General features: G+C 60.8%; 20 protein-coding genes and 2 tRNA genes. 14 read left to right on the top strand and 8 right to left on the bottom strand.

Translation table 11 applies throughout. The features are described 5' to 3' along the window. Positions 1 to 42 precede the first annotated feature (42 nt). Positions 43 to 1761 (bottom strand): mechanosensitive ion channel family protein, encoded by a 1719-nt coding sequence (locus FAX90_RS13590; protein ID WP_144097968.1) that lies wholly within the window; start codon positions 1759 to 1761, stop codon positions 43 to 45. A gap of 84 nt (positions 1762 to 1845) precedes the next feature. On the opposite strand from FAX90_RS13590, the gene FAX90_RS13585 reads away from it, so the two are divergent. Both FAX90_RS13585 and FAX90_RS13580 read left to right on the top strand, forming a co-directional pair. Continuing rightward, positions 1846 to 1921: transfer RNA gene (locus tag FAX90_RS13585), tRNA-Val, on the top strand. Between the two features lie 144 nt (positions 1922 to 2065). Continuing rightward, positions 2066 to 2139 (top strand) — tRNA-Gly (locus FAX90_RS13580). A gap of 57 nt (positions 2140 to 2196) precedes the next feature. On the opposite strand, the gene FAX90_RS13575 is transcribed toward FAX90_RS13580, so the two are convergent. Beyond that, positions 2197 to 2661: a VOC family protein gene (locus FAX90_RS13575; RefSeq protein ID WP_144097967.1), complete on the bottom strand. Its 465-nt coding sequence runs from the start codon at positions 2659 to 2661 to the stop codon at positions 2197 to 2199. Positions 2662 to 2859: 198 nt separating this feature from the next. Between FAX90_RS13575 and FAX90_RS13570 the strand changes: the two genes are divergently transcribed. From FAX90_RS13570 to FAX90_RS13555, 4 genes are all read left to right on the top strand, one after another. Continuing rightward, positions 2860 to 3639: an SDR family oxidoreductase gene (locus tag FAX90_RS13570; RefSeq protein WP_144097966.1), complete on the top strand. Its 780-nt coding sequence runs from the start codon at positions 2860 to 2862 to the stop codon at positions 3637 to 3639. Between the two features lie 416 nt (positions 3640 to 4055). After that, the gene (locus tag FAX90_RS13565; RefSeq protein ID WP_144097965.1) at positions 4056 to 6371 is read left to right on the top strand and encodes a TonB-dependent receptor; all 2316 of its coding nucleotides are present in this window, start codon (positions 4056 to 4058) and stop codon (positions 6369 to 6371) included. Positions 6372 to 6479: 108 nt separating this feature from the next. Next, positions 6480 to 6959, top strand: coding sequence for a cupin domain-containing protein (locus FAX90_RS13560; protein ID WP_144097964.1), 480 nt, complete (start codon positions 6480 to 6482; stop codon positions 6957 to 6959). Between the two features lie 130 nt (positions 6960 to 7089). After that, positions 7090 to 8967, top strand: a complete 1878-nt coding sequence (locus FAX90_RS13555) for a sigma-54-dependent Fis family transcriptional regulator (protein ID WP_144097963.1) — start codon at positions 7090 to 7092, stop codon at positions 8965 to 8967. Here the strand turns inward: FAX90_RS13555 and FAX90_RS13550 are convergent. The 5 genes from FAX90_RS13550 to FAX90_RS13530 are packed head-to-tail and all read right to left on the bottom strand — an operon-like array spanning position 8932 to position 13069. After that, positions 8932 to 10080, bottom strand: coding sequence for a lipoyl protein ligase domain-containing protein (locus FAX90_RS13550; protein WP_144097962.1), 1149 nt, complete (start codon positions 10078 to 10080; stop codon positions 8932 to 8934). The two genes, FAX90_RS13555 and FAX90_RS13550, sit on opposite strands and share 36 nt — an antisense overlap. Continuing rightward, a complete protein-coding gene (locus FAX90_RS13545; protein ID WP_144097961.1) occupies positions 10077 to 10763 on the bottom strand; it encodes a 2-oxo acid dehydrogenase subunit E2 in 687 nt (228 codons plus the stop codon). Before FAX90_RS13545 ends, FAX90_RS13550 begins: the two co-directional genes overlap by 4 nt. Next, positions 10760 to 10993 (bottom strand): biotin/lipoyl-containing protein, encoded by a 234-nt coding sequence (locus tag FAX90_RS13540; RefSeq protein ID WP_144097960.1) that lies wholly within the window; start codon positions 10991 to 10993, stop codon positions 10760 to 10762. Before FAX90_RS13540 ends, FAX90_RS13545 begins: the two co-directional genes overlap by 4 nt. Positions 10994 to 11005: 12 nt before the next feature. Further along, positions 11006 to 12061, bottom strand: a complete 1056-nt coding sequence (locus FAX90_RS13535) for an alpha-ketoacid dehydrogenase subunit beta (RefSeq protein ID WP_144097959.1) — start codon at positions 12059 to 12061, stop codon at positions 11006 to 11008. A gap of 21 nt (positions 12062 to 12082) precedes the next feature. Then, on the bottom strand, positions 12083 to 13069 hold the full coding sequence (locus FAX90_RS13530) for a thiamine pyrophosphate-dependent dehydrogenase E1 component subunit alpha (protein ID WP_144097958.1): 987 nt from the start codon (positions 13067 to 13069) through the stop codon (positions 12083 to 12085). 680 nt (positions 13070 to 13749) lie between these two features. Here FAX90_RS13530 and FAX90_RS13525 point away from each other — a divergent pair. The 5 genes from FAX90_RS13525 (at position 13750) to kce (ending at position 19796) form a co-directional block, all read left to right on the top strand. Continuing rightward, positions 13750 to 14925 carry an acyl-CoA dehydrogenase family protein gene (locus FAX90_RS13525; protein ID WP_144097957.1) on the top strand — a complete coding sequence of 392 codons (1176 nt, stop codon included), beginning with the start codon at positions 13750 to 13752 and terminating at the stop codon, positions 14923 to 14925. Between the two features lies 1 nt (position 14926). Further along, a complete protein-coding gene (locus tag FAX90_RS13520) occupies positions 14927 to 16075 on the top strand; it encodes an acyl-CoA dehydrogenase family protein (RefSeq protein WP_170234991.1) in 1149 nt (382 codons plus the stop codon). A 52-nt stretch (positions 16076 to 16127) separates the two neighbouring features. Then, complete coding sequence (locus tag FAX90_RS13515) at positions 16128 to 17021, top strand: enoyl-CoA hydratase (RefSeq protein WP_144097955.1); 894 nt, start codon at positions 16128 to 16130, stop codon at positions 17019 to 17021. Positions 17022 to 17061: 40 nt separating this feature from the next. Continuing rightward, entirely contained in the window at positions 17062 to 18738 is a 1677-nt protein-coding gene (locus tag FAX90_RS13510) for a flavin-containing monooxygenase (RefSeq protein ID WP_144097954.1), read from the top strand. Between the two features lie 134 nt (positions 18739 to 18872). After that, on the top strand, positions 18873 to 19796 hold the full coding sequence (kce, locus tag FAX90_RS13505; protein WP_144097953.1) for a 3,5-dioxohexanoate:acetyl-CoA acetone transferase: 924 nt from the start codon (positions 18873 to 18875) through the stop codon (positions 19794 to 19796). Between the two features lie 86 nt (positions 19797 to 19882). Here kce and FAX90_RS13500 read toward each other — a convergent pair whose 3' ends face one another. After that, complete coding sequence (locus FAX90_RS13500) at positions 19883 to 20173, bottom strand: putative quinol monooxygenase (protein ID WP_170234990.1); 291 nt, start codon at positions 20171 to 20173, stop codon at positions 19883 to 19885. Between the two features lie 448 nt (positions 20174 to 20621). Between FAX90_RS13500 and FAX90_RS13495 the strand changes: the two genes are divergently transcribed. The 3 genes from FAX90_RS13495 to FAX90_RS13485 all read left to right on the top strand — a co-directional run bounded on the left by FAX90_RS13495 (position 20622) and on the right by FAX90_RS13485 (position 24286). Beyond that, the gene (locus FAX90_RS13495; RefSeq protein WP_170234989.1) at positions 20622 to 21242 is read left to right on the top strand and encodes a TetR/AcrR family transcriptional regulator; all 621 of its coding nucleotides are present in this window, start codon (positions 20622 to 20624) and stop codon (positions 21240 to 21242) included. Between the two features lie 380 nt (positions 21243 to 21622). Next, a complete protein-coding gene (locus FAX90_RS13490) occupies positions 21623 to 23140 on the top strand; it encodes an acyl-CoA synthetase (RefSeq protein WP_144097950.1) in 1518 nt (505 codons plus the stop codon). Between the two features lie 96 nt (positions 23141 to 23236). Next, positions 23237 to 24286, top strand: a complete 1050-nt coding sequence (locus tag FAX90_RS13485) for an amidohydrolase family protein (protein ID WP_144097949.1) — start codon at positions 23237 to 23239, stop codon at positions 24284 to 24286. The last annotated feature ends 156 nt before the right edge of the window (positions 24287 to 24442 follow it).

The following is a 24442-nucleotide window of genomic DNA, read 5'->3' as shown; positions in this document are numbered from 1 at the left end:
CGAACAGACTTGCCGCCATTCAGCACTTAGGCAAGCCCTGCGTCAGTCCTTGTTCGCAAGATCGATCCGCACCTCGCGCTCACGCGGCAGGTAGGCGGGGGCAGGCTCGTTTCCGGCAGCGGCATCAAGGCGCGCGGCGGCGGCCAGCATATATTCCCGCATCCGGCAGTGCATGTCCCAGCCCGTTGCCGGATCGGGCGAACGCGCGATCAGGCGCAGCCACATGCCGGTCGCGTCGTGATCGACGACCTGGATCTTTGCGCTCTCCTTGTCGCAGATGCCGTCCTCACCCTCAACGAACTTGGCGAACTCTTCACGCAAGGCATCGACGTCGGCCCGATGGTCCAGCCTCAGGTGCGCAAGTTTCAGCAAGCTTGCGTCCTGCTTGGTCCAGTTCTCGAAGCTCGACTGCACGAAAGAGGCGACGGGTGCCATGATCCGGCGATCGTCCCAAGTGCGGAGCCGAAGGTGCGTGAACCCGATTTTTTCGACGTAACACCACTCTCCGTTGAAATCGACGGCGTCCCCGATCCGCGCGGTCTTGGCAAAGGCAATCTGCATCGAGGCCATGATATCGCCCAAGAGCTTGCGGGCCGCGAAGGCCAGGATCAGCGAGAACATCCCCGCACCGGCCAGCAGGGAAAAGCCCAGCGTGTCGGTCATGTTGGTCTGGATCAGGACGATGCCGATGCCCAGCAGGATCAGGAGGACGATGATGATCCTGCGGATGGCGGACAGGGTCGTGTAGTAGTTGCGGTCCGCTTCGTGCTCGGGCTTTCCCAGATCGTCGATCTGGCTGTCGGCCACCATGTCGAGAATGGCCTCGATCACCGCCAGGAACAGCGCCGCGATCGCGATCACGATCAGCAATGTCTGAAGCGGATCGAGCAGGGTGTTCAAGGCACCGGAAAAGGTGAAGACGATGCGCCGCACGATTGCGAATGTGCCGGCAAAGGCCAGGATCGCGGCCGGGGCCTTCATCGCGGCAAGAATGCGTCCCGGCAAAGTGTCGCCATAACTGCGGCAAAAGGCGCGGATGGCGACCCATGTCCCCGCCGCGGCCAGAAGGGCGACGAGCAGGACGAGGGGGATGGCGATCACTTCCCACCATGCCAGCGTCCAGAATGCGGGAGACCGCAGCCATTGGGGCAGGGCCCTTTCAAACTTCGTAGGCCCGAATTTTTCATAAAGCTGCGGGACATTCTCGACCGTCTGGCTGGCAAAGAACCACATGGGTTCCCCGCCTTTGACCTGAAGGCGATGCATCCGGATCGAAACGCTCTGATCCTCTGTCGATACGCGCGCCAGCATAAGGTTGCGGCGCGCGGTTCCGGCCATGGGGTCCTTGTCCGAGCTGGTCGTGTCGACGGCGTCGGGGCGATCGGGAATATCGGCCCAGTCGATCGTCATGGCGCGCTTAAGGACAGAATGCAGCTTGCGGGCAAGTTCGGGGCCTTGCGCCGCCTGTTCCGAAACGGGGAGATAGGACAGATCGAGCGCGCCCGAAGCCTTGCGCCAGTCCTCTTTCCGGCCCGCTTCCATGAACGCTTCCATCAAGGCCTGTGGCGTATCGTTCTGCGATCCCGAAAACGTCGTCCGGGTTCCGGGATTGATCGAATCGACCTGGTAGACATAGGGAGTGGACGCGGGCGTATTGGACTGAGCCTGCGCGATGTCGGCGATGGCCAGACAGCCAAGCAGAGAAAGCACGAGAGCGGCAACAAGTTTGATTTCGCGGAATGCGGCGGTTTTTGCGATCATGCCTGATCGAACGCGCGCCCGGCGGTTTCGTTCACGAAAACACGGCTTTCACCGCGCTGAACTTTGCGCTAAGCGCCGCGGCAAGGGCGGTTAGCTCAGTTGGTAGAGCATCTCGTTTACACCGAGAGGGTCGGGGGTTCGAGCCCCTCACCGCCCACCATTCGCAAGGTGAAAGCGCCGGGAATGACCGGTCTGGCCGGACCTTTCAGGCCATGGTCCGCAACTGTGGCCGGCGGCGTTTTCAGGCGTGCAAACCGAATCGTTTGACGCCTGCCCAAACCTTTGCGAATTGAACCGCCGCCTCGCGGGTGTAGCTCAATGGTAGAGCAGCAGCTTCCCAAGCTGACGACGAGGGTTCGATTCCCTTCACCCGCTCCAAATCGGAACTGGCCAACGCTACCGCTGATTTCGTGAGCCCCCAAGGCACCTTGCGCCTTATTCGAAGAACCGTTCGCGCGGCCGATATTGTTTTTCGGGAGAGACGACCGGTACATCGCCAGCCTCGTTTTCGGCGATGAATGTAAGCTCGATAAGGACGCGGCTCGGATCATAGGCGAAGATCTGCCATACGCCGATATCCGGCAAGACGTTTTCGCGCCATTCGGCGCCGCTTGCTTCCAATCGCGCGCGGTATTCGTAGAAGCCTTCGGTCTTGAGGGAAACGTGGTCGATCGTTCCGGCCCCGATCGCAAATGTCCCGTCATCCTCCAGGGCCGCGTCTCCGGCATAGAGGTGGATGATGGCCAGATCTTCTCTTCCGGGTTGTGAAAGCCATAGCCCCGGGAAAGGAAGGTTTGCGCGCGGTGCACACACCAGGCCGAGCAGATCGCAATAGAATCGCCGCGACTTTTCGAGGTCGACCGTCTTGATGGCCACGTGAAAAAGTGAAATCTCGGGCATGTGTTCTCCCTCTCGCTTTGCCTGGCCCAAGTTCAGGACCTGTTCTTGTCGGAGCCATGAGCCTTTGGCTGATCGACCGCGTATTCGTGCTTACCTGGAATCGCGACGCGCGGGCCGGGTCGCTCGTGCCTTGACCATGTCGCAGCCAACATGCAATAATGATTCGTAAATCAGTAATTGCAATTTATCGAGGGTGCTGTGGGAAATCAAGTTGCGGGCAAGGTGTCGCTGATCACGGGCGGAGCGTCGGGGATCGGGGCCGGAATAGCGAAGCTTTTCGCTGAAGAGGGCGCCAAGGTCATCGTCGCCGATGTCGATGTGGAACTGGGCACCCGCGTTGCCGACCAGATCGGGCATAGTGCCGTCTTCCTCGAACTCGACGTCAGCTCGAAGGGCGCCTGGAACCATGCCCGGGATTTCGTTCAGGACAAGTACGGTCGTCTCGACATTCTCGTGAACAACGCGGGCATCACGATCCTCGGCAGCGTCGAAGACATGGCGGAGCAGGACTTCGACCGGGTCATGGCGGTCAATTGCACGGGGACGGCCTTTGGCTGCCAGACGATGCTCCCGCTGCTGAAAATGTCCGACCACGCATCCATCGTGAACGTCGTTTCGACCGGGTCGCACCAGGGGTTTGGCATGGCATTCGCCTACTCCTCCTCGAAGGGGGCGGTGCGTTCGATGACCAAGTCCATCGCGGCCTATTGCCAGGACCAGGGCTACAAGATCCGCTGCAACTCGGTGCACCCGAACGAGATCGAGACGCCGATGATGGAGAATGTCCTGTCGTTGAAGCCACGCGGCGTGCCGGAAGGAGTGCTGCCGTTCGGAAGCCATGGCGCACCGAGCGACGTGGCTGCGGCTGTCCTGTTCCTGGGTTCGGAAGCGGCGCGCTTCATTACAGGCACGGAACTGATGGTCGACAACGGCTCTTCGATGCGGCCTCCATTCTCGTCCGTGACATCGGACGACTAAGCATCTGCAAGCACTCGCGCGGGAGCGATCGTCGAGCGTGGCGGGGTGAATAGCCCACAGCAGTTGCAGACGTGTTGTGGGTCAAAGCTGCCGAGCAGGATCCACGGATTCCCCCGAACCACGCCTCATTGCCGCAGGTGACTGCCAGCGCGGATCAAAAGCCAGTGGCACAGCTTCGATAAACCGTCCGGAGCAATCCGGGCGGCGGCATCGCCGTGCAAGATCGGCACCCGAAATTCCCGACCGAGAGTGCTGATGCCCTTGGCATATCCGCCCCCCGAACCCGACCAATCGCTTTTTGATTTGACCGGGGCCGCGAGCGCAGATAAGTATATGACTAATGATTCACCATTCTGATAACGGAAGGTGAAGCAAAAAAATCTGCATGAGTCTGTAGGCCGGGAGGGGTCAGTTAGATGTCGAAGTTAGTTGATGTTGCCGTGAACAAATCGGGCAAGGTGCGCCACTTGAGGGCGGACCGCCTGCGTGGCGATTTGCTGAGAGGCGCGGGCCTAGCCCTGGGCGGCGCGATCGTGAGCATGACTGCTGCTGGCCATGCGTCCGCGCAGACGGCGGATGACGGCGCCGATTCGATGCAGATCGAGGAAATCGTCGTCACCGCGCAGAAGAGGTCAGAGCGTCTGCAGGATGTTCCGATTGCAATCACGGCTTTCACGGAAAACCGGTTGGAAGCGGTGAGAGTTTCGACCAATCAGGACATCCAGCTCCTCGCGCCTTCGCTGATCTTCAATCAGGTCGGCGGTTCGGCAAAGCCGTTCCTGAGAGGGGTCGGCAGCGACCTTCAATCGCCGAACACCGATTCCAGTGTCGCCTTCTACATCGACGGTATCTACCAGCCCGAGATCAACTCGCTCATGGCAAACCTTCTGGGCGTGGAGCGCATCGAAGTCGTCGCCGGGCCGCAGGGCACGCTATATGGGCGCAACGCTCTTGCTGGCGCCATCAACCTGCTCACCCTGACGCCGAAGCAGGAATTCCGGGCGAGGGCTTCGCTGACCGTCGGCGATTACGATCGGCGCGAAGCCAAGCTCGAGGTTTCAGGTGGTGTCACCGATACCCTGTCGGTCGGGATTTATGCAGCTGGCACGCGCCGCGACAGCTATCTCAAGCGCCCGGCAATCGCCCCCAGCGAAGGCTTCAACGGCAAGGAGGAATCGTGGGGCATTCGCGGTAAGTTCGTCTGGGAACCGGCCGATATCTTCAAGCTGACAGGTTCGATCGAGCATTCCGATATCAGCTCGGACGATGCGCCTTCGGTTCGCAACATCGATTTGACCAGCCTGGGTTTTGTCTTTGGCAATCCGCAGATCCTGGAAAACTACGTTGTGCCGGCCAGCTACATCGACGGTGTCGTCTATGAACGCGGCGGCAAGAAGAACGTCAATTTCTCAGAGACGAAGTCGACGTCGTTCACCCTGCGTGCCGATACGGAACTTGGCTTTGCCGATCTGGTCGCCTTGGGCAATTACCGGCGGTATCGCAATTTCAACGGGCTCGATATCGACGGTGGCCCGCTCAATATCCTGCGCTCGTCCGCGCCGATCCCGGACGATACCTATTCCGGCGAACTCCAGCTGGTATCCAAACCATCGAGCGCGGTGAAATGGGTCGCTGGCCTCTACTTCTTCCATGACGACGCGGGCCTTGCCCCGAACCTCACGAGTTCCGACTTCCTGTTTCCGGCTCCCATCAAGGGTGCGGTGCAGCAGGCGTTCGTGCGTACGCGAAACTGGGCTGCCTATGGCGAAACGACGATTCCCCTGACAGACCAGCTCAGTGTCACGGCAGGGGCCCGCTACAGCACCGAGAACAAGCGGCTTTATGATGCCGAAGATTACTTCGTCGACGGGACCAATACGCTGATCCCGGGAACGCTCGTCGAATATTCGGACAAGAGCAAAACCTACAACAGTTTCACCCCCAAGGTGACCCTGTCCTATCAGGACGACGGCATGTTGTTCTACGCGACTTACAGCAAGGGTTACAAATCCGGGGTCTGGAACATCACCACTCCGAAGGTTCCCGGCCCGGTCGCTCCTGAAAAGCTGACGAACTATGAGATCGGCTCGAAGCTGGATCTGTTCGACGGCCGGGTTCGCTGGAATACCTCGGCGTTCTATTACGACCGCACCGACCTTCAGGTCGACAAGCAGGTCATCGTCGATGGTGTCCAGTTGCTCACCCTGCAATCGGCCGGTCATGCGGAGCAATATGGTATCGAGACCACGCTCGAGGCATCGCTCAGCAGGGCGCTGACGCTCAACGCATCTCTGGCCTGGGAAGATTCCAAGTACATCAGCTTCACCGACTATGTCGGGGTCGTCAAAGGCGCCATCGGCGACGATTCCGCCATCGTCGACGTCACCGGGAACGAGGTGCAGAAAACTCCGCGTATCGTCGGGAACCTCGGCCTTAATTATTCCAAGAGAATCGACCAGGGCGGGCGCATCAAGGCCAGCGCGAACCTTTATTACAACGACGGTTTCTGGTGGACCCCGCAGAACACCAGCCGCCAGGATTCCTACGCGCTGATCAACGCCTCGGTTGGTTATTCATCGCGTGATGACCGGTGGTCCCTCATGGCCTGGGTGACCAACCTTACCGACAAGCACTACCTCGACGGTTATTTTCCGATCGGAGCATTCGGCACGCTCGTCAACGATGCCGCGCCCCGCATGATCGGCGCAACGCTGACGCTGCGGGCCGATTGAGGGCATTTATTCGAAAGCAGGGGCCAACGCTGACGTAAGGTGAGATCGATCCATATTCGTTTGAATCCCGGATCTCGCACTACGACTTCAAACACGAAGGAACTAGCTATGAGTAACATCGTGGAAGCAGAAAACGCGCACGAAAATCATATCGACACAGAGAAGGTGCCATGGCTCCCTCTCTACCTGATCCCGGGCGCGTTCTTCCGGGTCTATAATGTCGATGAAGAAAGCAATGTGGTGTTGCAGAGCATCAAGATGCCGCCGTGGAGCAAGGCAAAGCGGCATGGGCACTATTGCAAGGCTTCCGGCTATACCCTGGAAGGCGAGTGGTTCAACGACGAGATCTCCTACAAGGAAGGCGAACTTTCGTGGGAAGTGCCGCCAGAGGTGCACGCGCCCCAGACGAAGGAAAAGGGCGCGACGATCCTTATCACGATCGTTGGCAAACCCGGCGACGACCGCCTGCTTGAAGAGCATCACGAAGACGGCTCGAAGACACTCATCAAGACGCGCTTCTTCAAGGCGCTGGAGCGTATTTCGCTCGAAGACTTCGAGAAGCTTGATCTGAAGTCATTGCTGGACTGATCTGACCGGCGCTGCCTGTGCCCTGCTGAAGGTCAGGTCCGGCTGATCTTGGCCCTGGTGCAGGCAGTCCGTTTGGTTGCCGGGTGATGGGGGACGTTCTCATCACCCGGTGCCCAGGGGAGAAGCTGACGTGCAATCGCCGGTACAGGACTTGCTGAGGTCCCAGGCAGAGCGCGACGCGATCGTGGCGTCGTGGAAACGGTGCGACACGCAGCATCGCTTGTCGCGCGATACGCGGCGCCCGCTGCTTCGGCTGCAGGACCGTGAACTGCAGCACAGCCGCCAGTCTTTCGTCGACCGGCTGTCCGGCAATTTCAGCGAGCTGCAGTGGTTAAGCGACGTGTCCCGCAGCGCGGGCCACTTCGCGGCCATTGCCGACGATCAATGCGTGCTCGTGATGCACGACATTGGCCAGCCTGCCGGGACGGACTTCGAACAGGCCGGGATCAGCGCCGGGAGCTGCTGGACCGAACAGATCGCAGGCACCAACGGCCTGGGCATGGCGCTGCGCCACCGGCAAATGCTGACCGTTATGGGAAGCGAGCATTATTTTGCGCGGCTGTCCCGTTTCGTATGTACGTCGGCCCCGATCTTCGACCAATCGGATGAACCGATCGGCGCGATCTGCATTTCGGCAATCGACCGCGGCGACATTCGCGACCGCAGCTTTGCAGAACACGTCCTGCGCATGGCGACCGGCCGGATCCAGGCGCGCCTGTTTCACGAAAAATTCCGCGACATGGTCCGGACTTCGGTCGCGCCCGCGCGCAGCGGGATGGACGAGTATCTGAACGCCCTCATCGCGGTCGATACTGACGGCATCATTCGCGGTGCGACACATGCGGCGGCCAGCGCACTTGGCCGGGATAGCGTGTTGCCGATTATCGGAAGCGCACTTGGCGACATCATCGACACGTCGGTCAATCAGCTCGTCGGGACCAATGGCGGCGTGCTTATGGCAGAAAGCGACACGGGTTCGCTGACGCTGATGCCTTCGCTGCCCAAACCCCGGCGGCTTGCCAGCTATTGCCATGACGGGCCGCGTCAGCCGCCGCCTTCACCCAGCCATCCGGCGCGGTTGGCGCTTGCCGATCTCGAAGGGGGCGATGACGATCAGCGTGCGATGTTGCGACGTTTGAGGTGCCTCTTTCGCGCAGGCTTGCCGCTGCACCTTTGTGGCGAGCCCGGTACTGGCAAGCTGTCCCTCGTCCGCGCGCTTCATTTCGATGCCACCCTGGGCCAAAGCCCGATCATCACGATCGATGCGGCGGACATCGCAGTTGACGGAGAAACCACACGCGTCGCGCATCTTCTGGAGCAGGTTCGCGCCTGCGCCGCAGCCGGGCCGGACGTGCCGCGGGCTACTCTACATTTGCGCGATATCGCCGGGCTGTCGCCAGGCGTGCAACTGCAGGTTGCCCGCTTGTTGAGCGATCTGGAAAATTCATCTCCTTCCGGACCTGAGGGGCCGGGCATTCATGTCATCGCCACGGGCAAATCCAGCTGCGATCCGGACATCATCGCGCAATTGCGTTCGCATCTCGCGGGGGACGTGGTGACCCTGATGCCCTTGTCCCAGCGGCGTGACCTGAAGCGCATCGTGGAGCGGATGCGCGACGGGGTCGACGAACGTCACCGGCCGATCAGTCCTGAGGCTATGGATGCGCTGCTTGCCTATCGCTGGCCGGGCAATTTCCGGGAACTGCGCCTCGTTCTGCGCCGGGCGTCGTTGCTGTCCAAAGGCGGTGAGATCATGCTGCACGACTTGCCCGATGCGTTCTTTGCGCAAGGCTCCCTGGCTGCCAATGCGCCCAGCAGCCCTGCGAAAGACACGCAAGTCACGTTGTTCACCGATGCGCTGGCCAGCACCAACTGGAACGTCAGTGAGGCGGCCCGACGGTGCGGGATTAGTCGGGCCACGCTTCACCGGAAGATCAAGTCGCTGGGCATCATGCGGCCCGGTGCCGCGCGGTTAGGCGCGATCGAAGCGGGCAAAGCCAGCGGTTAGGGCGAAATAGCTGGGGGCAAGCCCGGCGAGCACTTCCCGGACTTTTTCGCTTGGGTCGCCGCAGACGGTGAATTCGATGTCCGATGCAATGCCGAGAAAACGTTCGGCAAAGTTCGTCACGAAATTATCGATATGGTTCTCGCATGCGGCTTGGTCGGCATAGCGTTCGTGCAGCTGAAACCTGCCGGTCGCATCATCGACATACCATTCGTAGACGAGCGTCCCGGGCTCCTTCTCGGTCGCAGCCAGCATTTCGTGCATGAGTGTCTTCCACGCATCGCGCTTGTCCGCACCGACGGTGAGCTTGATGAGAAACTGGATGGCTCCGGTCATTTTACGATCCTCTCTTGTTGATACCTGCCTTGGCCCGATGCCGATTGAAAAACGTGGGCTTCGGGCATTCCGAACTGCGGGTCGGGTTTTTTCAGGTTTGACGGTTTCATGGGCCCGCTGGCTATCGGCCCGGTCCATCGCGCTTGCGATCCGCGCAGCGAGCTTTCGCGGCGTGAGCGTCGGATCGGACATGACTTCGGACGCATTGACATGCGCGGCGGCCCTGACATCGCCGCCGAACCCCAGTGAGGCCTGAAGAGCATTTACCGCGTCGACCCCGGGCGCGATGTCCTCGTTCACGAGGATCATGGCATGGGCGAGAACGACAAGGCGGCCTTTCAGCTGGCGGCGACGCTGTGCCGTGCCTGCGACTTTGCGGCCGGCGACAACGACATTGTATTTGCCATCGCAGAAGCACGCTTCGACCGGCGCACAATATCCGCCGAGTACCGACCGGATCGGGTCGCAGATTGCCTTGTAGCCCTCCTCGATGGAGATCGGGCCGGATGGCATCCATACACGGCAGAAATTGAGCGTTCCCGGACCTTGCGGGACGAGGTCTCCGCCCGATGACCGCACGCTTACCGGCCAACCCCCTGCGGCGCTCTGCCGGGCGCTGTCGATAAATCCGGGTCGCTGGGATAGCGAGCGCGGTGTTACCAGCCCGCGTCTGGCGCTCCACAACAGGCAAGCGGACTCCGCGCCTTCGCCAACGCAGTCGAACAGCGCTTCTTCTGCGGCTAGCGCGCTATCCAGATCGGAGAAGACGCGGAATGTCATGTCCAGCTGGTGTCCGTCTCGATGGTTTCGCACAGCGCGGTCAGGAATGCTGCGGCCGGCTCACCATTGAGTGCGCGGTGGTCGAAAGTCAGGGAAAGGCCGACCATCGGCCGCCATTCGACGGCTCCCGTTTCGCCTCGCACGGGTTGCTCGGTCATGCGGCCGATACCCAGGATAGCGATCTGCGGACTGGCGACGATGGGCGTGAAGTGTTCCACCCGGGTCAGCCCCAGGTTGCTGATGGTGAACGTTCCGCCGGTCATCTCGGTGACGCTCAGCTTGTTCTGCCTTGCGCGTTCGGCCATGTCGCGGCGTGCGGCTCGCAGTTCGGCCAGCGACATGTCCTGGGCATCGAAGATGGCGGGCGCGACGAGCAGTCCGCCCGGCAGGCTGATCGCGATGCCAAGATTGATCTGGTCGCTCAGCCGGATCTCGCGCTCCTCGACCCTACCGTTGATCGCGGGATGCGCCAGCAACGTACGCACCGTCCGGGCCATCAGCAGGTCTTCGATCGACAGCCGCGTCCCGGCCGCATCCGCGGCGGCCTTGGCCTTGACGAGACTGCTTGCGTCGGCGGTGGCATGATGGGTGAGCTGTGCCGCTTCGTGCAGGCTCTTCACCATGCGGTCGGCGATCATGCCCTGCGCGCCGCGCAAGGGGATGACGCGCCCGCTCGCGGTCAAGTGATCGCTCCGATCACGTCGCCTTTCGACACCACATCGTCGACCTGGCGGGCGATGGACAGGGTTCCGCTTGCAGGGGCGAGGATCTCGTACTGGACCTTCTCGACCATGACTTCGGCGATGAGGGCGTTCATTTCGACCGTGGCACCGTCCGATGCGAGCCACGAGGTGATGGCGGCCTCGCCGTCCTCTGGCCAGAGGTCGTGCGGGATGATGATATCTGTTTGCATGAAATGGTCCTTTCAGGAGGGCTCGCCAACGGTCTGGCGGCCCAGCATCGTTTCGATTGCCGCAACGATCTTGTCGGCGTTGGGAAGGCAGAATTGTTCCATCACGCGCGCGAACGGGATCGGCACGTCGGGATAGGCGATGCGGACGGGGGCCGCCTTGAGAACGGAAAGATCGTGTTCCACGACCGAGGCGATCACTTCGCCCGACACGCCATAGCTGTGGTAGTCTTCGTCCACGACGATCAGCCGTCCAGTCTTGGCGACCGAGGCACGAATGGTTTCCCGGTCCAGCGGGACGAGCGAGCGCAAATCGACGACTTCGGCGTCGATCCCGTGTTCGGCCACGCGCTTCGCCGCTTCGAGCGCCTGATGGACGCCAATGCCCAGGGACACGATCGTCACGTCCTTGCCCGGACGCGCGATCGCGGCCTTGCCGATTTCCACCGTATAGGATTCTTCGGGAACGTGGTTCGTGGCACCCGGTACGGTGCCCAGCCAGCCCATGCCCTGAAGGCCCTTGTGATACATGAAGACCACCGGGTTATCGTCGCGGATCGCGGCAGTCATCAGCCCCTTGGCATCGTAGGCATTGGACGGCGCAACCACTTTCATGCCGGGCAAGTGCGCGAAAGTCCCGTAGACGCACTGCGAATGCTGGCCGCCATCGGAATATCCGCCGCCGGTGGATGTCATCAGCACCATCGGGACACGAAAGCTGCCCCCGGCAAAGTAGGTGTTCTTTGCCATCAGGTTGTAGATGGCATCGAAGCACACGCCGAAGAAGTCGACGAACATCAGTTCGACGATCGGTCGCATGCCATCCTGTGCCGCACCGACCGCAGCGCCGATGAACGCGGTTTCGGATATCGGAGTGTCGCGTACGCGTTCCGCTCCGAATTCGGCGATTAGGCCGCGCGTGTTGCCGTAAATTCCGCCGAATTCACCGATGTCCTCGCCCATCACGAATACCGTGGGGTCAAGACGCATCTGCTGGGCCGTCGCCTCTGCCATGGCGCGGGCAATGGTCAGTTTCCGCTCGTTCGCGCGAGCCGGGTTTGTATTTGTCATCTTTCGGTCTCCGAAACGGGTTCAGACGAATACGCTGGTGAGCGCGTCGGCTGGGTCGGGGTCAGGGCTGTTCCGGGCAAAGGCGATGGCTTCATCGACTTCGGCCTGCGCCGCTTCTTCGATACGGTCGAGCGTCGCCTCGTCCGCATCGCCGTCCGCGATCAGGCGGGCACGCATCCGCGAAATGGGGTCGCGCAGCGTCAAGCCGTCCTTTTCGCCCTTGGGCCGGTAGGTTTCGGCGTCGCCCATGAAGTGGCCGGCAAGGCGCATCGTCTCGATTTCGATCAGCGACGGTCCTTCGCCGTTTCGCGCGGCGGCAATCGCTTTCCCGGCCGTTGCGAAAATCTCGTAAGGATCGTTGTCGCGCACGAGATGGCCCGGCATGCCATAGGCTTCTGCGCGGACGTGATTTTCAGGCACCGCTGTGGATGCCGCCTTGGATACCGAAATGCCCCAGGCATTGTCCTCTACGACGAAGACGACGGGCAGCTTCCACACGGCGGCAAGGTTCAAGGCTTCGTGGAACGCGCCCTGATTGACTGCGCCTTCGCCGATATAGGCGATTGCTACGCCGGGCTTACCCTGCATCTTGCGGGAAAGCGCGGCACCGACCGCCGGCCCCATGCCCTGGGCGATGATGCCCGAGCAGGCGAAATTGACCGCCGGGTCGAACAGATGCATGTGGCCGCCCCGACCGCCCGAAAGGCCGGTGGCCTTGCCGAAGATTTCGGCAGCCATGCGTTTGAGATCGATGCCCTTGGCAATGGCCTGGTGATGGGGGCGATGGGTGGCGGTCACCACGTCGGACGGTTCAAGATGTGCGCACACGCCGACGGCGCAGGGCTCCTGTCCGTTCGACAAATGCATTTCGCCCGGAATCGGGCCTTTCGCCATGTTGAAGACCGGCTTTTTTCCCTCGAGGTAGATCGTCTCGATCGCCTCCTCGAACCGGCGGCTGACGAGCATCTTTTCGTACATCCAGAGCTTTTGTTCGCGGCTTGGGGTCATGTGCGCTGCTCCATTGAAACTTGCGTGGAAAGTTCAGGACGACCTGCACCGATGAAATGGCGGCTATCGCGGCGCAAAGTGGTGACCTCTTCCGGCGCCAGGGCCGGGAATCCGGGCTTGCGGCTTGCGAAACACGCGGTCGCGGACAGGCGGCCTTTTCTGGTTCGCTGGTCGGGTGAAGGGGGGAAGGGATTAGGATCCGACCACCGTCGCCGCGCAGCAAGGGCGTCAGGCGATATCGCCATCTGGTTGTGCATGACCTCTCCTTTTTGTTGTTGTGCTGGGAGGTATGCGCGCGATTTGCAGGGCGGCGAAGCACCGCGATCGCGCAGGCAAAATCGACGCGAAAAACTGTAGCAAGTGTCGCATTGCGACAGGTTCGCCGATGACAAGGCCTGAACGACACAGGCGAAGAATCGCCATTCCGGGACTCGCGCGTATCGGGCTTTGGCTGAGCGGCGATCATGTGACCTGCGATTGCTTCGCGAGCGTTGACACCCGGCAGAGCAAGCGGCTCGGGCGCTAAGACCCTGCGTGAGAAGCCCAACTCTCTCGGCACCCTTCAATGTGCAGCGACGATGTTGACAAACAGGCACAACTCGGCCAGACGATGATTTGTGAGCCATGAGTCATAAAAGAAGATTGCGGTGAGAGAAGAATTGTCGGGGGCATCAGATCATATGCTGGCTGATTTCAGGGCCGAGGTACGGGCGTTCGTGGACGAGCGGCTGCCCGCCACCACACGTGAAAAAGTCCTGGCCGGACGCCCCCTGGACAAGCACGAGCATGTCGAGTGGCACAAGATTCTGAACGAGCGCGGCTGGTACACCGGACATTGGCCCAAATCCGTCGGCGGACTGGGCTGGAGCCCGATGCAGCGGTGGATCTTCGAGAATGAGATCTACTATCGCGGCTCGCCGTGGTTGATCCCATTCGGTGTGACGTTTGCCGCGCCCATCATCTATACGTTCGGCAATGACGATCAGAAGGCCAGGTTCCTTCCGGCGATCAAGTCGGGCGACGCCTGGTGGGCCCAGGGCTATTCCGAAACGGGCGCGGGTTCGGACCTTGCGAACGTCAGTACCCGCGGCGTGCGCGACGGGTCCGACTGGATCATTTCCGGTAGCAAGATCTGGACCACCACGGCCCACTGGGCCGACATGATCTTTGCCATCGTGCGCACCCGTGCGTCCGACAAGCCGCAGGCCGGCCTGTCCTTCATCCTCATCGACATGGCGTCCCCCGGGGTGTCGGTCGAACCGATCGTCTCGATCGACGGCCACCATCACCTTAACCAGGTGTTTTTCGACGAAGTCCGGGTTCCGGACGCTAACCTTGTCGGGGAAGAGGGTAAGGGGTGGGGATACGCGAAGTTCCTTCTGGAGCAGGAGCGTATCCTGGCGGCTGAAGTCGGCCGCTGTGCGCTCGATCTCGACAAGGTCAAGGCGCTGATCGCGCAACCGCGTGGAATCCGGCCGCCGCTTGGCGAACAAGGCATCTGGTCACGGCGGGTTGCCGAACTGGAAGTCCGGCTCACCGCTTTGGAAAGCACCGCTCTTCACATGCTGTCCAAGGAACAGTCGGGCGAAGAAATCGGCGTCATGGCATCCATGCTGAAGCTCGTCGGGTCCGAACTGTCCCAGGAAATCGACGCGGCCTCGCTGGATGCGATCAACGACCTCGGGCTCAGCGCCGATCACTTCGGAGACAGCTCGGCCGTATCGCCATGGGCTCGCCCCGACCGGTTCCGCGACGGCGTCATCGGCCAGTATCTCTACGGCCGCGCGGCAACAATCTATGGGGGGAGTAGCGAAGTGCAACGCAACATTCTCAGCAAAACCGTTCTGGATCGATAAGATGAGCGGTCTGGATGAAAGCGAACTTCGCGCGTTCGAAGAAAGTGTCTCGACATTCGTGACCAAGGGCGATGCGGGCAAGTCTTCGCCGCGGGAAATCTGGCAGAGTGTAGCCGACCTCGGGTGGTCGAGCCTTGCGATCAGCGAAGCTTCGGGCGGGCTCGAAAGCGGGACTTCGGCAATTGCCATCGTTGCGCGCAACCTTGGCGAAGCCCTGCTGGAAACGCCGTTTATCTCAACCGGGGTCGTGGCGAGCATCGTTCTCGACCAGGCGCAGGGTTCGGTGAAAGATCCCGAACATATCGCGGCGCTGCTTGAAAAGGTGACGACAGGCGACGTGGTCGTCGGTGTCGCGGTCGAGGAGCTGTTCGGAGACCCAGCTTTCGTTCAGCTGGAGCTGGGCGGTTCGGCCGAAAAGCCCGTGCTGGATGGCCGCAGCGCATTCGTGATCGATGCGGGCATTGCCGATCACCTTCTGGTTCCGGCAAAGCAGGCCGATGGCACTATCGCGATCTGCCTCGTTTCTTCAGATGCGGACGGTGTGACGATCGATCCGGCATCGAGTTCGATCGACGGACGCGATGTTCGTGCTGTCACGTTCGAAGGTTGCCGTGATGTCCGCTGTTTGGGCGCACCTTGCGCTGCTATTGAAAACGCGGGCATCGCGTTGCGGCTGGCCCTGTCGGCGGAAGCGATCGGCATCATGGCCGCGCTCAACAAAATGACTGGCGAATATCTGAAAGTCCGCCGCCAGTTCGGCGTACCTCTCGCGCGGTTTCAGGTTTTGCAGCATCGCCTTGTCGACATGGCGCTCGACGAACAGCAGTCGATCGCTTTGGTCGAACGTGCCTGCAATGTGGTCGATGCCGGATCGGACGACGCGATGCGCATGGTTCTCATCTCGCGCAGCTTCACCGCAAAGGCCGTGCGCCGCGTCGCGGAGGACTCTGTCCAGCTGCATGGCGGGGTCGGCATGACCGACGAACTGGCGATCGGACACTATCTGAAACGTGCGCTGGTCATCGGAGCGATGCTTGGCGGCATCGACGAAGATCTACGCCTGTTGAGCGAACAACCCCAACGTCCATGGTTTGGCGACACGGCACCGCTTGAACGCACGCTCGTGCAACCAAACCCGGCAACAGTCTGAGCGGACCCGGCAGTGATGTCGCGCGACCGGTACGAATAACGAAAGGCCACCAATGACCGATCATCCCACCAAGATCACCGTGGAGTCACTTGACGACGGTATCGTTCGCATCATGCTGAATTCGCCGGAGAACGGCAATTCGCAGGATATCCAGATGATCTATGAGCTCGACGACGCGCTCATGTCCGCTGCACGCGACCGGGATACCCGTGTCATCATTCTTGGCGGCAACGGAAAACACTTCTCGGCAGGTCATGATCTCAGGGCGGGCGACTTCGACAGTGTCGGCAAGGACCGGCCGCTCACGAGCAATTGGGGCGACGTCAATCCCGGCACGATCGAGGGATGGTACGGCTGGGAGCGCGAGGTCTATTTCGACATGTGCCACCGCTGGCGCAGCCTTCCGATCCCGTTGATCACGCAAGTGCAGGGGGCCTGCATCGCGGGCGGCTTGATGCTCACCTGGGCCAGCGACATCGTTGTCTGTGCCGAAAACTGCTTCTTTCAGGATCCGGTCGTCGACATCGGTATCGGCGGCGTCGAATATTTCGCGCACCCCTGGGAAATGGGCAGCCGCCAGGCGAAGGAAAAGCTCTTCACCGGAGAGCGTTGGTCTGCGCAGGAAGCTCTGACGTGGGGCATGGTCAACCGCGTCGTGCCGCCCGATGAACTGGCGGACGTCACGCTGGAACTTGCGCGCAAGATCGCGGCAAAGCCCAGTGTCGGCATCAAGTTCGCCAAGGAAGCGATCAACAGTTTCGCCGACGCGCAAGGGTTCACCACCGGCGTGAAGCAGGCCTTCACGCTGCATCACCTGGCGCATGCGCATAACAGGTTGAAATATGGCCGCCTGATCGACCCGAACGGCGTGCACGAGGCGGTGAAGCGTTCGCTTCCGGGCGGCAAGCTTCCCCGTATCCCCGCTGACACCGTCGACTGCGATTGAGCAGAGTTTCGGCGAAATACAGATTTCAGGAGCAGTTTAAATGGATGACATGGCGCGAGATGGCGTAGCTGGCGCAGGCGATCTGGGTGAGGCATGGTTCGACCTGGAGCTTGAGCGCATTGCCGCCACGGACCCGGTCTTGGCCCACGAAATCATGCGGCGGCAGGATGATCTGGAAAAGAAGATTATCGCAGCATCAGCCGAAGCTCAGACCATGTCGGAGCCTGAGGAATTCGTCGCCCCCGATCGCGCTGAAAGCGGCCCCGAGGTCATTATCATCGGCGCGGGCGTAGGCGGACTGTCCATGGGCGCAGGGCTGAAACGTGCCGGTTTCAAGAACTTCAAGATCCTGGAAAAGGCCAAGGGGATTGGCGGGACGTGGTATCACAACCGCTATCCGGGCGTCGCATGCGACGTGAATTCCTATCTCTACCAGTTCAGCTTCCGCAAGAACTACGACTGGTCGGGTTCCTTTCCCAGCGGCCCGGAAATCCGCACGTACCTCGAAGATTTCGCAGACCATTTCGGTCTGCTTGATCACATCCAGTTCGAAACCCACGTCGATAGCTGCGTCTATCGTTCGGGCCGCTGGCATGTGAATTTGAGCGATGGCAGCGTCATCGAAGGCGATGTCCTTATCTCTGCCTGCGGCTTCCTGCATGTTCCGAACGTGCCGTCGATCAAGGGTTTGGAGGACTTTGGCGGCGTGTGCATGCACAGTGCCGAGTGGGACAGCACGTACGATTTCAAGGGCAAGCGGGTTGGCCTGATCGGCAATGGATCAAGCTCGGTCCAGATTGCGCCCAACCTGATCGACGATGTCAGCAGCCTGACGCTGTTTCAGCGGACCGCCCAGTGGATATTCCCCGCGCCCAAGAACCAATATTCGGAACAGCGCGTCGAAATGCTGCGCCAGCGTCCGGATCTCGTCGATCGGCTCTACGACTTCTACATGGCCTGGTACGCCGACGGTTTCGGACGGGCGGTTGCCGGTGACGATGAGGCAAAGCAGTTCTTCATCGAGGCCTGCGAACAGAACCTTGCCAGCATCGAAGACGAGGGCCTGCGCGAAAAGCTGACGCCTCCCGATCCGGTGATGTGCAAGCGCCTTATTTTCGGCGACGGCTTCTACCAGGCGCTGCAGCGCGACCATGCCGACGTTGTCGTCGAAGCGATCGAACAGGTCGAGGAGGGCGGTATCAGGACTGCGGACGGAAAGCTGCACGAACTAGATGCGCTCATCATGGCGACCGGCTTCCACACGCACGTCTACTGCCGCAACCTCAACGTCAGTGTCGAGGGCGGGCCTTCCTTGAACGACGTATGGTCGTCCGGGGCAGAGACCATGGACACGATCATGGTCGCCGGCTTCCCCAACTTCTTCATCCTTGGCGGTCCCTACACGACCATCGGCAACCTCTCGACGATGACCTGCTCCGAAGTCCAGACGGACTACATCATGCAGATCATCGAGGAAGCGGTGTCGCGTTCGGCTCCCGCCGTGGAAGCGGTGCCGGAAGCGCAGCAGGACTTTGTCGACGAGATGCAGGCGCACGCGCAGAACACCGTCTGGGTCCGCGGGTGCAGCAACTGGTACCTCGACGAACATGGCAAGGTCGATATCTGGCCGCGCACGCCCCGACACTTCCTCGACTTCATGAAGGCCGGGCCGAACCTTGACCATTACGAGTTCAAGGAACACGCGGCTGCGGGCTGAACGCTTGCGAACAAACCTCTGACGGGTTGGCTGCCGGGACAAGCCACGGGCGGGCGCAGGTGATCGCGTTGACCACCTGCGCCCACGGCCTGACCCTATTTTCTAAAACAGCGATGAAGAAGTTTGGGTGATTTATGGACAAAGTGATTATCAGCTGCGCGATCACGGGTTCGATCCACACCCCGTCGATGTCGCCCCACTTGCCGGTTACGGCATCCGAAATCGCCAGTTCGGCACTCGAGGCCGCGGAGGCCGGGGCCGCCATCGTTCATCTTCATGCCCGCAATCCTGCCGACGGTCGCCCGGATCAGAGCCCGGAAGCATTCGAGCCTTTCCTGCGGACGATCAAGCAGTCGTCCAACGTCGTGGTCAATATCACCACGGGCGGATCGCCCTACATGCCGGTCGAGGAGCGGGTTCGTCCTGCCGAGGTATGGAAGCCCGAGGTGGCGAGCCTCAACATGGGGTCCATGAATTTCGGGCTTTTCCCGATGCTGAACCGCTACAAGGAGTTCAAGCATGATTGGGAACGCGAGATGCTGGAAGGGAGCCACGACCTCGTCTTCCGGAACAGCTACAAGGATATCCGCTACGCGCTCGAAACGCTCAATGACGCCGGAGCGCGTTACGAATTCGAGTGCTACGATACCGGGCACCTCCACAACCTACATTATTTCTGGCGCGAGGGTCTCGTCGAGGGGCCGCTTTTCATCCAGACCTGCTTCGGTTTGCTGGGAGGGATCGGCGCTCATCCCGAAGAAGTGCTTCATATGAAGCGCACCGCCGATCGTCTGTTCGGCGATAACTACCGGTGGTCGGTTCTGGCCGCAGGGAAAAACCAGATGGCCGTCGCCGCGCAAGCCGCTGCCCTGGGCGGGCATGTCCGGGTGGGCCTCGAGGACAGTCTCTGGCTGGGCGCGGGCCAACTGGCACCCAGCAACGCAGCGCAAGTCTTGCGCGTGCGAAAGATCATCGAAGGTCTCGGACTATCGGTGGCCACTCCGGACGAAGCGCGCGAGATCCTGGCGCTCAAGGGCGGGGACAAGACCGCGTTCTGAAGCGGATCCAACGCGTCGATATCCGTCTGTCACGATGAAGCTGCGGGTACTCGGTTCGTCTTCGTTCAGAGCGGTTTATCCCGAACCTAAAGCGCTCGCTCTTCCACGAAGCGCGTGATCACAGGCGCCCCGTCCAGCATTGCAAAGATCGGCGGGCCCAGCTCTTTCATGTGCCGCGAAGCCCGGTGCGCTTCCAAGGCGTCCATGTCCTTATAGCGTTCGATCAAGGCATACTCTCCTGGGGTCTCAGTCGGGCCCCAAGTCACGCCGGCGCATCCCGGTTCATTCGCAATGTCTTCTGCCAATTGCGACAGAGTTGTCTCGAAGGCACTCTCCTGCCCGGTCAGGACCTTCGCGATGAAGATGACGGTCAGCAAGGATGGTCCCCTCGTGATAAAATTCGGTTGGCTCGGGAAACGGCATCGCGGCAAAAACGGCCGTCCCGATCCTATCCCTCGTTACGAAACGACCTTACTGACCAGATTTATGATTCACAATTCGTTATTTCTGAAACGAGGTCCTTAATCGGCAGTGTAAAACGTTGCTTGGATATCTGGCTGTGAATACGTGGCAATATCTCGATTCCTCAGTCGCCGCACCCTCTGATCCAATTCGTGGGGGTGCTCCGGTTCCATTGACATAGCGATCGAACCTAGCCAGAAATCGCAGCCGAACTGCTGGATTTGTCACGTTCTTGCGGGAATCCTGACGAACGTTGATCAACTGCCTCGCAGACAGTCTTGAACTTGGGGAATTTTAGTTTTGTCGACTGATGGACTTGATCCGATACTTCACACCGCCAAGGGTCGCCGTCGTTCGAAACGCGTGCTGGAACGCACCGCCGCGACGCGCGCAGCCATACTCGACGCGGCAGCAAAGCTGGTAGGGCAACATGGCTATGCAGGGTGCAGCATCGCCAAGGTGACGGCCGATGCCAATATCGCACACGGAACGTTCTACCTGCATTTCAAATCCCAGCAGCAGCTATTTGACGAACTGTTGCCATCGATCACCAGTGAACTGCTGGACTCGATCGCCGCCGCGATGCGCGGTGCGACAGGTATTTATGATCTTGAGCAGCGGAGCCTTCAGGCCAACCTCGAGTTCCTGAAGATGCACCCTTATCTCTACCGCGTCATCAGCGAGGCCGAGATCCATGCGCCCGTCGCGTTCGCCCGCTATATCGACGAAGTGAGCAGCCGCTATAAGCGTTTCTTGCGGCGTATCGGGTTCATCGGCCAGGACGATGAAGCGTCGATGGAACTCGAAGCGTTCGTGACGATCCTGGAAGGGGCGCGCATGCGTTTGCTGATGCGTTTCGGGCTGGAGGACAATCTTATTGTCGGACTGCCCGATCCCGTAATCCACGCATATCTCACTTTCGTCGTCGGCGGGCTGGAGGCGGCGGTGAAATCGGGTGCCGGACAGGAATCGCTCCTTCAGTGAACCGCCGTTAGTCGGCGTCCAACTTAATACCTGAGGGGCCCGGGCCATCGCACGATGGTCAAGGCGTGCGGCCGTGTGTCCATCGCAGCTTCTCGCGCTTTATGCGTCTCCCACCGATCATCCCGCTTTCACTCGAGCAGCTACCGACTCTTGGCGATCTGCCGCCGAGCTTTCGAGGCCGTAGTCCCGCGCAATCCGCGGTTGACATCCTCGTGCCTCGGCGAATAAAAGATTCATGATGCATGAATCATTTTAATGTGCCCCGCAATAGGCCGGATGAGCGCCCCCGTGTCGGAGCGGGATTGATTCAGCCTCGTTTAAAAGGCTTTCTCCTCGCCGGAGCGGGTTTGAAATAACGATACAAGGGGTGAGGAGCAGATATGTATTTGACGCAATGCCTGCATCGAGGCGTCCGTGCCCATCCTGACAGGATCGTCACGGTCGAGGGGCAGGTTTCGAGAAGCTGGGCCGACTGGTCGCAGGACGTTGCTCGCTTCGCCGGTGCGCTCCATTCCATAGGTCTGGAAGCTGGGGACCGGGTCGCGATCGTGGCCCGGAACGGGCCGGGCTTCGTCGATACGTGCTTCGGCACGTTCTGGGCCGGCGGCGTCATAAACCCCGTCAATTTCCGGCTCGCTCCTGCGGAAATCACTTATTCGATCGACAATTGCCAGGCTGGCATCGTCATTCTCGACCCGGAATTCGCCGCGCTGGAGCCGGAGATCAGGGATCGCGCGCCCTGTGTGAAGCATGTCCTGATCATGGGTTCCAACGATTGGCAGGCCTGGCTCGCCAAGGCAGAGCCGGTCGCCGATGCAGTGCGTTCGGGCGATGATCTTGCGGCGATCATGTATACCGGCGGCACGACAGGCGCTCCCAAAGGCGTCATGCTGAGTCATCGCAACCTCATCGCGTCCGCGCTTGGCGTGATCGCGGCACCGGACGGACGGACGGGCGAACGCTTCCTTCATACCGCGCCGCTTTTCCATGTGGGCGGTTTTTCCGGACTGCTGATGGCGCTCATCTGCGGTAGCACCAATATCTTTCTTCCGCTGTTCGAACCGGTCTCCGTCATGGCCGAGGTCGAGCGTTTGCGCGCGACCGAGATCTTCCTGGTCCCCACCATGATGCGCATGCTGATCGATCATGAACGGTTCGGCGAATTCGATCTGAGCTCGCTCGAGAGGATCCGCTACGGCGCATCTTCGATCGACCAGGCGCTCATGGAGCGGCTGCTCGTCGCTTTCCCGTCGGTCAAGTTCAGCCAGGCCTATGGCATGACCGAACTGGCGCCGACCGCGCTCAGTCTCGATCCCGCGGATCATTACGGCAACCCGGCGCGCTTGCGCAGTGCAGGGCGCGCGACGCCGGCGACCGAAGTCCGTATCGTCGATGCCGACCAGAACGAGCTGCCGCGCGGCGAGATCGGTGAAATCATCTGTCGCGGCGAAGGCGTGATGCTGGGCTACTGGAATCTCCCAGAAGCCACTGCCGAAGTGAAGCGCAACGGCTGGATGCACACCGGTGATCTCGGCCAGATGGACGAGGACGGTTACGTGACCGTTGTTGACCGGTTGAAGGACATGATCGTGACGGGAGGCGAGAACGTCTATTCGGCCGAAGTCGAGAATGTCCTGTCGACCCACCCCGCCATTGCATCCGTCGCAGTGATCGGCCTTCCCGATCCGCGATGGGGAGAGATGGTTTGCGCGGTCATCATCGAGCGGCCGGGCATGAAGGCCGAGCTGGACGATATCGCGCGGCATACGAAGCAGTTCCTGGCCGGTTACAAGATTCCGCGCCGTATAGAGATCGTGGAATCGATGCCGCAATCGGCTGCGGGCAAAGTGCTCAAGAACGAGCTTCGGGCCGACCTCGTGCAGAAAACCGCGCAATAACGCTGCGGTCACAGCACCGCATGCCGTCCGGCAGCGCCGGTCGACGATCATCAGGGTTCGCTGACCCTTACCAGACCCGCCTCAAAAGGATTCGATATGTCAGAAGATGCTCTAGATCCTGCGCTGCCCATCGTGGATGCGCATCATCATCTTTGGGACTTCGGGCCGATCCTCGGCGCTCTCGACGGGTTGCAGCATCCTCTGCTCGACCTCATCAGGGACGTGCCGCGTTTCCTTCATGACGAGCTGATGGCCGAGCTGTCCGGCGGTCACAATGTTGTCGCGACGGTCATGGTGGAATGCGGCGCATTCTATGATGCGGGCGCGCCGCAGAAATTCCAGCCGATCGGTGAGATCGAACATGCCAACGGCGTTGCGGCGCGCAGTGCCAGCGGGATCTACGGTCCCACGCGGCTCTGCTCGGCCATGGTGGGCTATGCCGATCTTGCCCTGGGCGATGAAGTCATTCCGGTCCTCGAACGGGCCGCGATGGCGGGCGGCAACCGGCTTCGCGGGATCAGGATCATGGCGCCCTACGATGAAGACCCTGACGTGGTCGGGCCGATGGTGCCTGCGGTCGCCGGGCTCTATGGCTCGGATGAATTCCGATCAGGTTTCGCGCACCTTGGCCGCTTTGATCTGTCGTTCGATGCCTGGGTTCTCGAACCGCAATTGCCCGAGGTCGAGGACCTGGCAAAGGCGTTCTCCGATCAGCCGATCGTGCTCAATCACGTCGGCACCCCGCTTGGTATCGCGGGGTATGCGGGGAAATTGACCGAGCGGTTCGAGACGTGGCGCGAAAGCATCTCTCGTCTTGCGCAGCTCGATAACGTCAGCGTTAAGCTGAGCGGGCTGGCGATGCCCTATTGCGCATTTCCCGGACTTGGCATGGATACGCGGCCCACGTCTTCGCAACTGGCCGAGCTCTGGGCGCCTTACATCGAGACTTGCATCGAGGCGTTCGGTCCGTCGAGGTCGATGTTCGCCAGCAACTTCCCGGTCGAGAAATGGGGCGCCGATTACACGACCTTGTGGAACGCGTTCAAACGGATCGCTTCGGCGGCCAGCGACGAAGAGAAGGCGATGTTGTTTTCCGGAACGGCAAACCAGGTCTATCGCATCGCACAGCCCGCGCCGCAGTCCTGAGCGCATCGGGATCCCGGCCCGTATCGTTCGGGCCGGGCCATCACCTAAGAATTCGGGTCTTTCGCTCGGCACAGGTCGGGAAGTAGCCGCGCGCTGATCTTGCCCGCGTCGCGCTTCGCATACTCGCGGCCGAATCGACGATTTACGACTCGATTT

The organism is Croceicoccus sediminis (genome assembly GCF_007570835.1).
Taxonomy (GTDB): Bacteria; Pseudomonadota; Alphaproteobacteria; order Sphingomonadales; family Sphingomonadaceae; genus Croceicoccus; species Croceicoccus sediminis.
The sequence above is the reverse complement of the archived record's forward strand: the minus strand, read 5'-3'. Positions and strand labels throughout refer to the sequence as shown.

Bases quoted from the DNA above. Each gene is read 5' to 3' on its own strand.
- FAX90_RS13590 (WP_144097968.1), bottom strand. From the start codon at position 1,761: ATGATCGCAAAAACCGCCGCATTCCGCGAAATCAAACTTGTTGCCGCT.
- FAX90_RS13575 (WP_144097967.1), bottom strand. From the start codon at position 2,661: ATGCCCGAGATTTCACTTTTTCACGTGGCCATCAAGACGGTCGACCTC.
- FAX90_RS13565 (WP_144097965.1), top strand. From the start codon at position 4,056: ATGTCGAAGTTAGTTGATGTTGCCGTGAACAAATCGGGCAAGGTGCGC.
- FAX90_RS13560 (WP_144097964.1), top strand. From the start codon at position 6,480: ATGAGTAACATCGTGGAAGCAGAAAACGCGCACGAAAATCATATCGAC.
- FAX90_RS13550 (WP_144097962.1), bottom strand. From the start codon at position 10,080: ATGACATTCCGCGTCTTCTCCGATCTGGATAGCGCGCTAGCCGCAGAA.
- FAX90_RS13540 (WP_144097960.1), bottom strand. From the start codon at position 10,993: ATGCAAACAGATATCATCATCCCGCACGACCTCTGGCCAGAGGACGGC.
- FAX90_RS13535 (WP_144097959.1), bottom strand. From the start codon at position 12,061: ATGACAAATACAAACCCGGCTCGCGCGAACGAGCGGAAACTGACCATT.
- FAX90_RS13530 (WP_144097958.1), bottom strand. From the start codon at position 13,069: ATGACCCCAAGCCGCGAACAAAAGCTCTGGATGTACGAAAAGATGCTC.
- FAX90_RS13525 (WP_144097957.1), top strand. From the start codon at position 13,750: ATGCTGGCTGATTTCAGGGCCGAGGTACGGGCGTTCGTGGACGAGCGG.
- FAX90_RS13520 (WP_170234991.1), top strand. From the start codon at position 14,927: ATGAGCGGTCTGGATGAAAGCGAACTTCGCGCGTTCGAAGAAAGTGTC.
- FAX90_RS13515 (WP_144097955.1), top strand. From the start codon at position 16,128: ATGACCGATCATCCCACCAAGATCACCGTGGAGTCACTTGACGACGGT.
- FAX90_RS13510 (WP_144097954.1), top strand. From the start codon at position 17,062: ATGGATGACATGGCGCGAGATGGCGTAGCTGGCGCAGGCGATCTGGGT.
- kce (WP_144097953.1), top strand. From the start codon at position 18,873: ATGGACAAAGTGATTATCAGCTGCGCGATCACGGGTTCGATCCACACC.
- FAX90_RS13490 (WP_144097950.1), top strand. From the start codon at position 21,623: ATGTATTTGACGCAATGCCTGCATCGAGGCGTCCGTGCCCATCCTGAC.
- FAX90_RS13485 (WP_144097949.1), top strand. From the start codon at position 23,237: ATGTCAGAAGATGCTCTAGATCCTGCGCTGCCCATCGTGGATGCGCAT.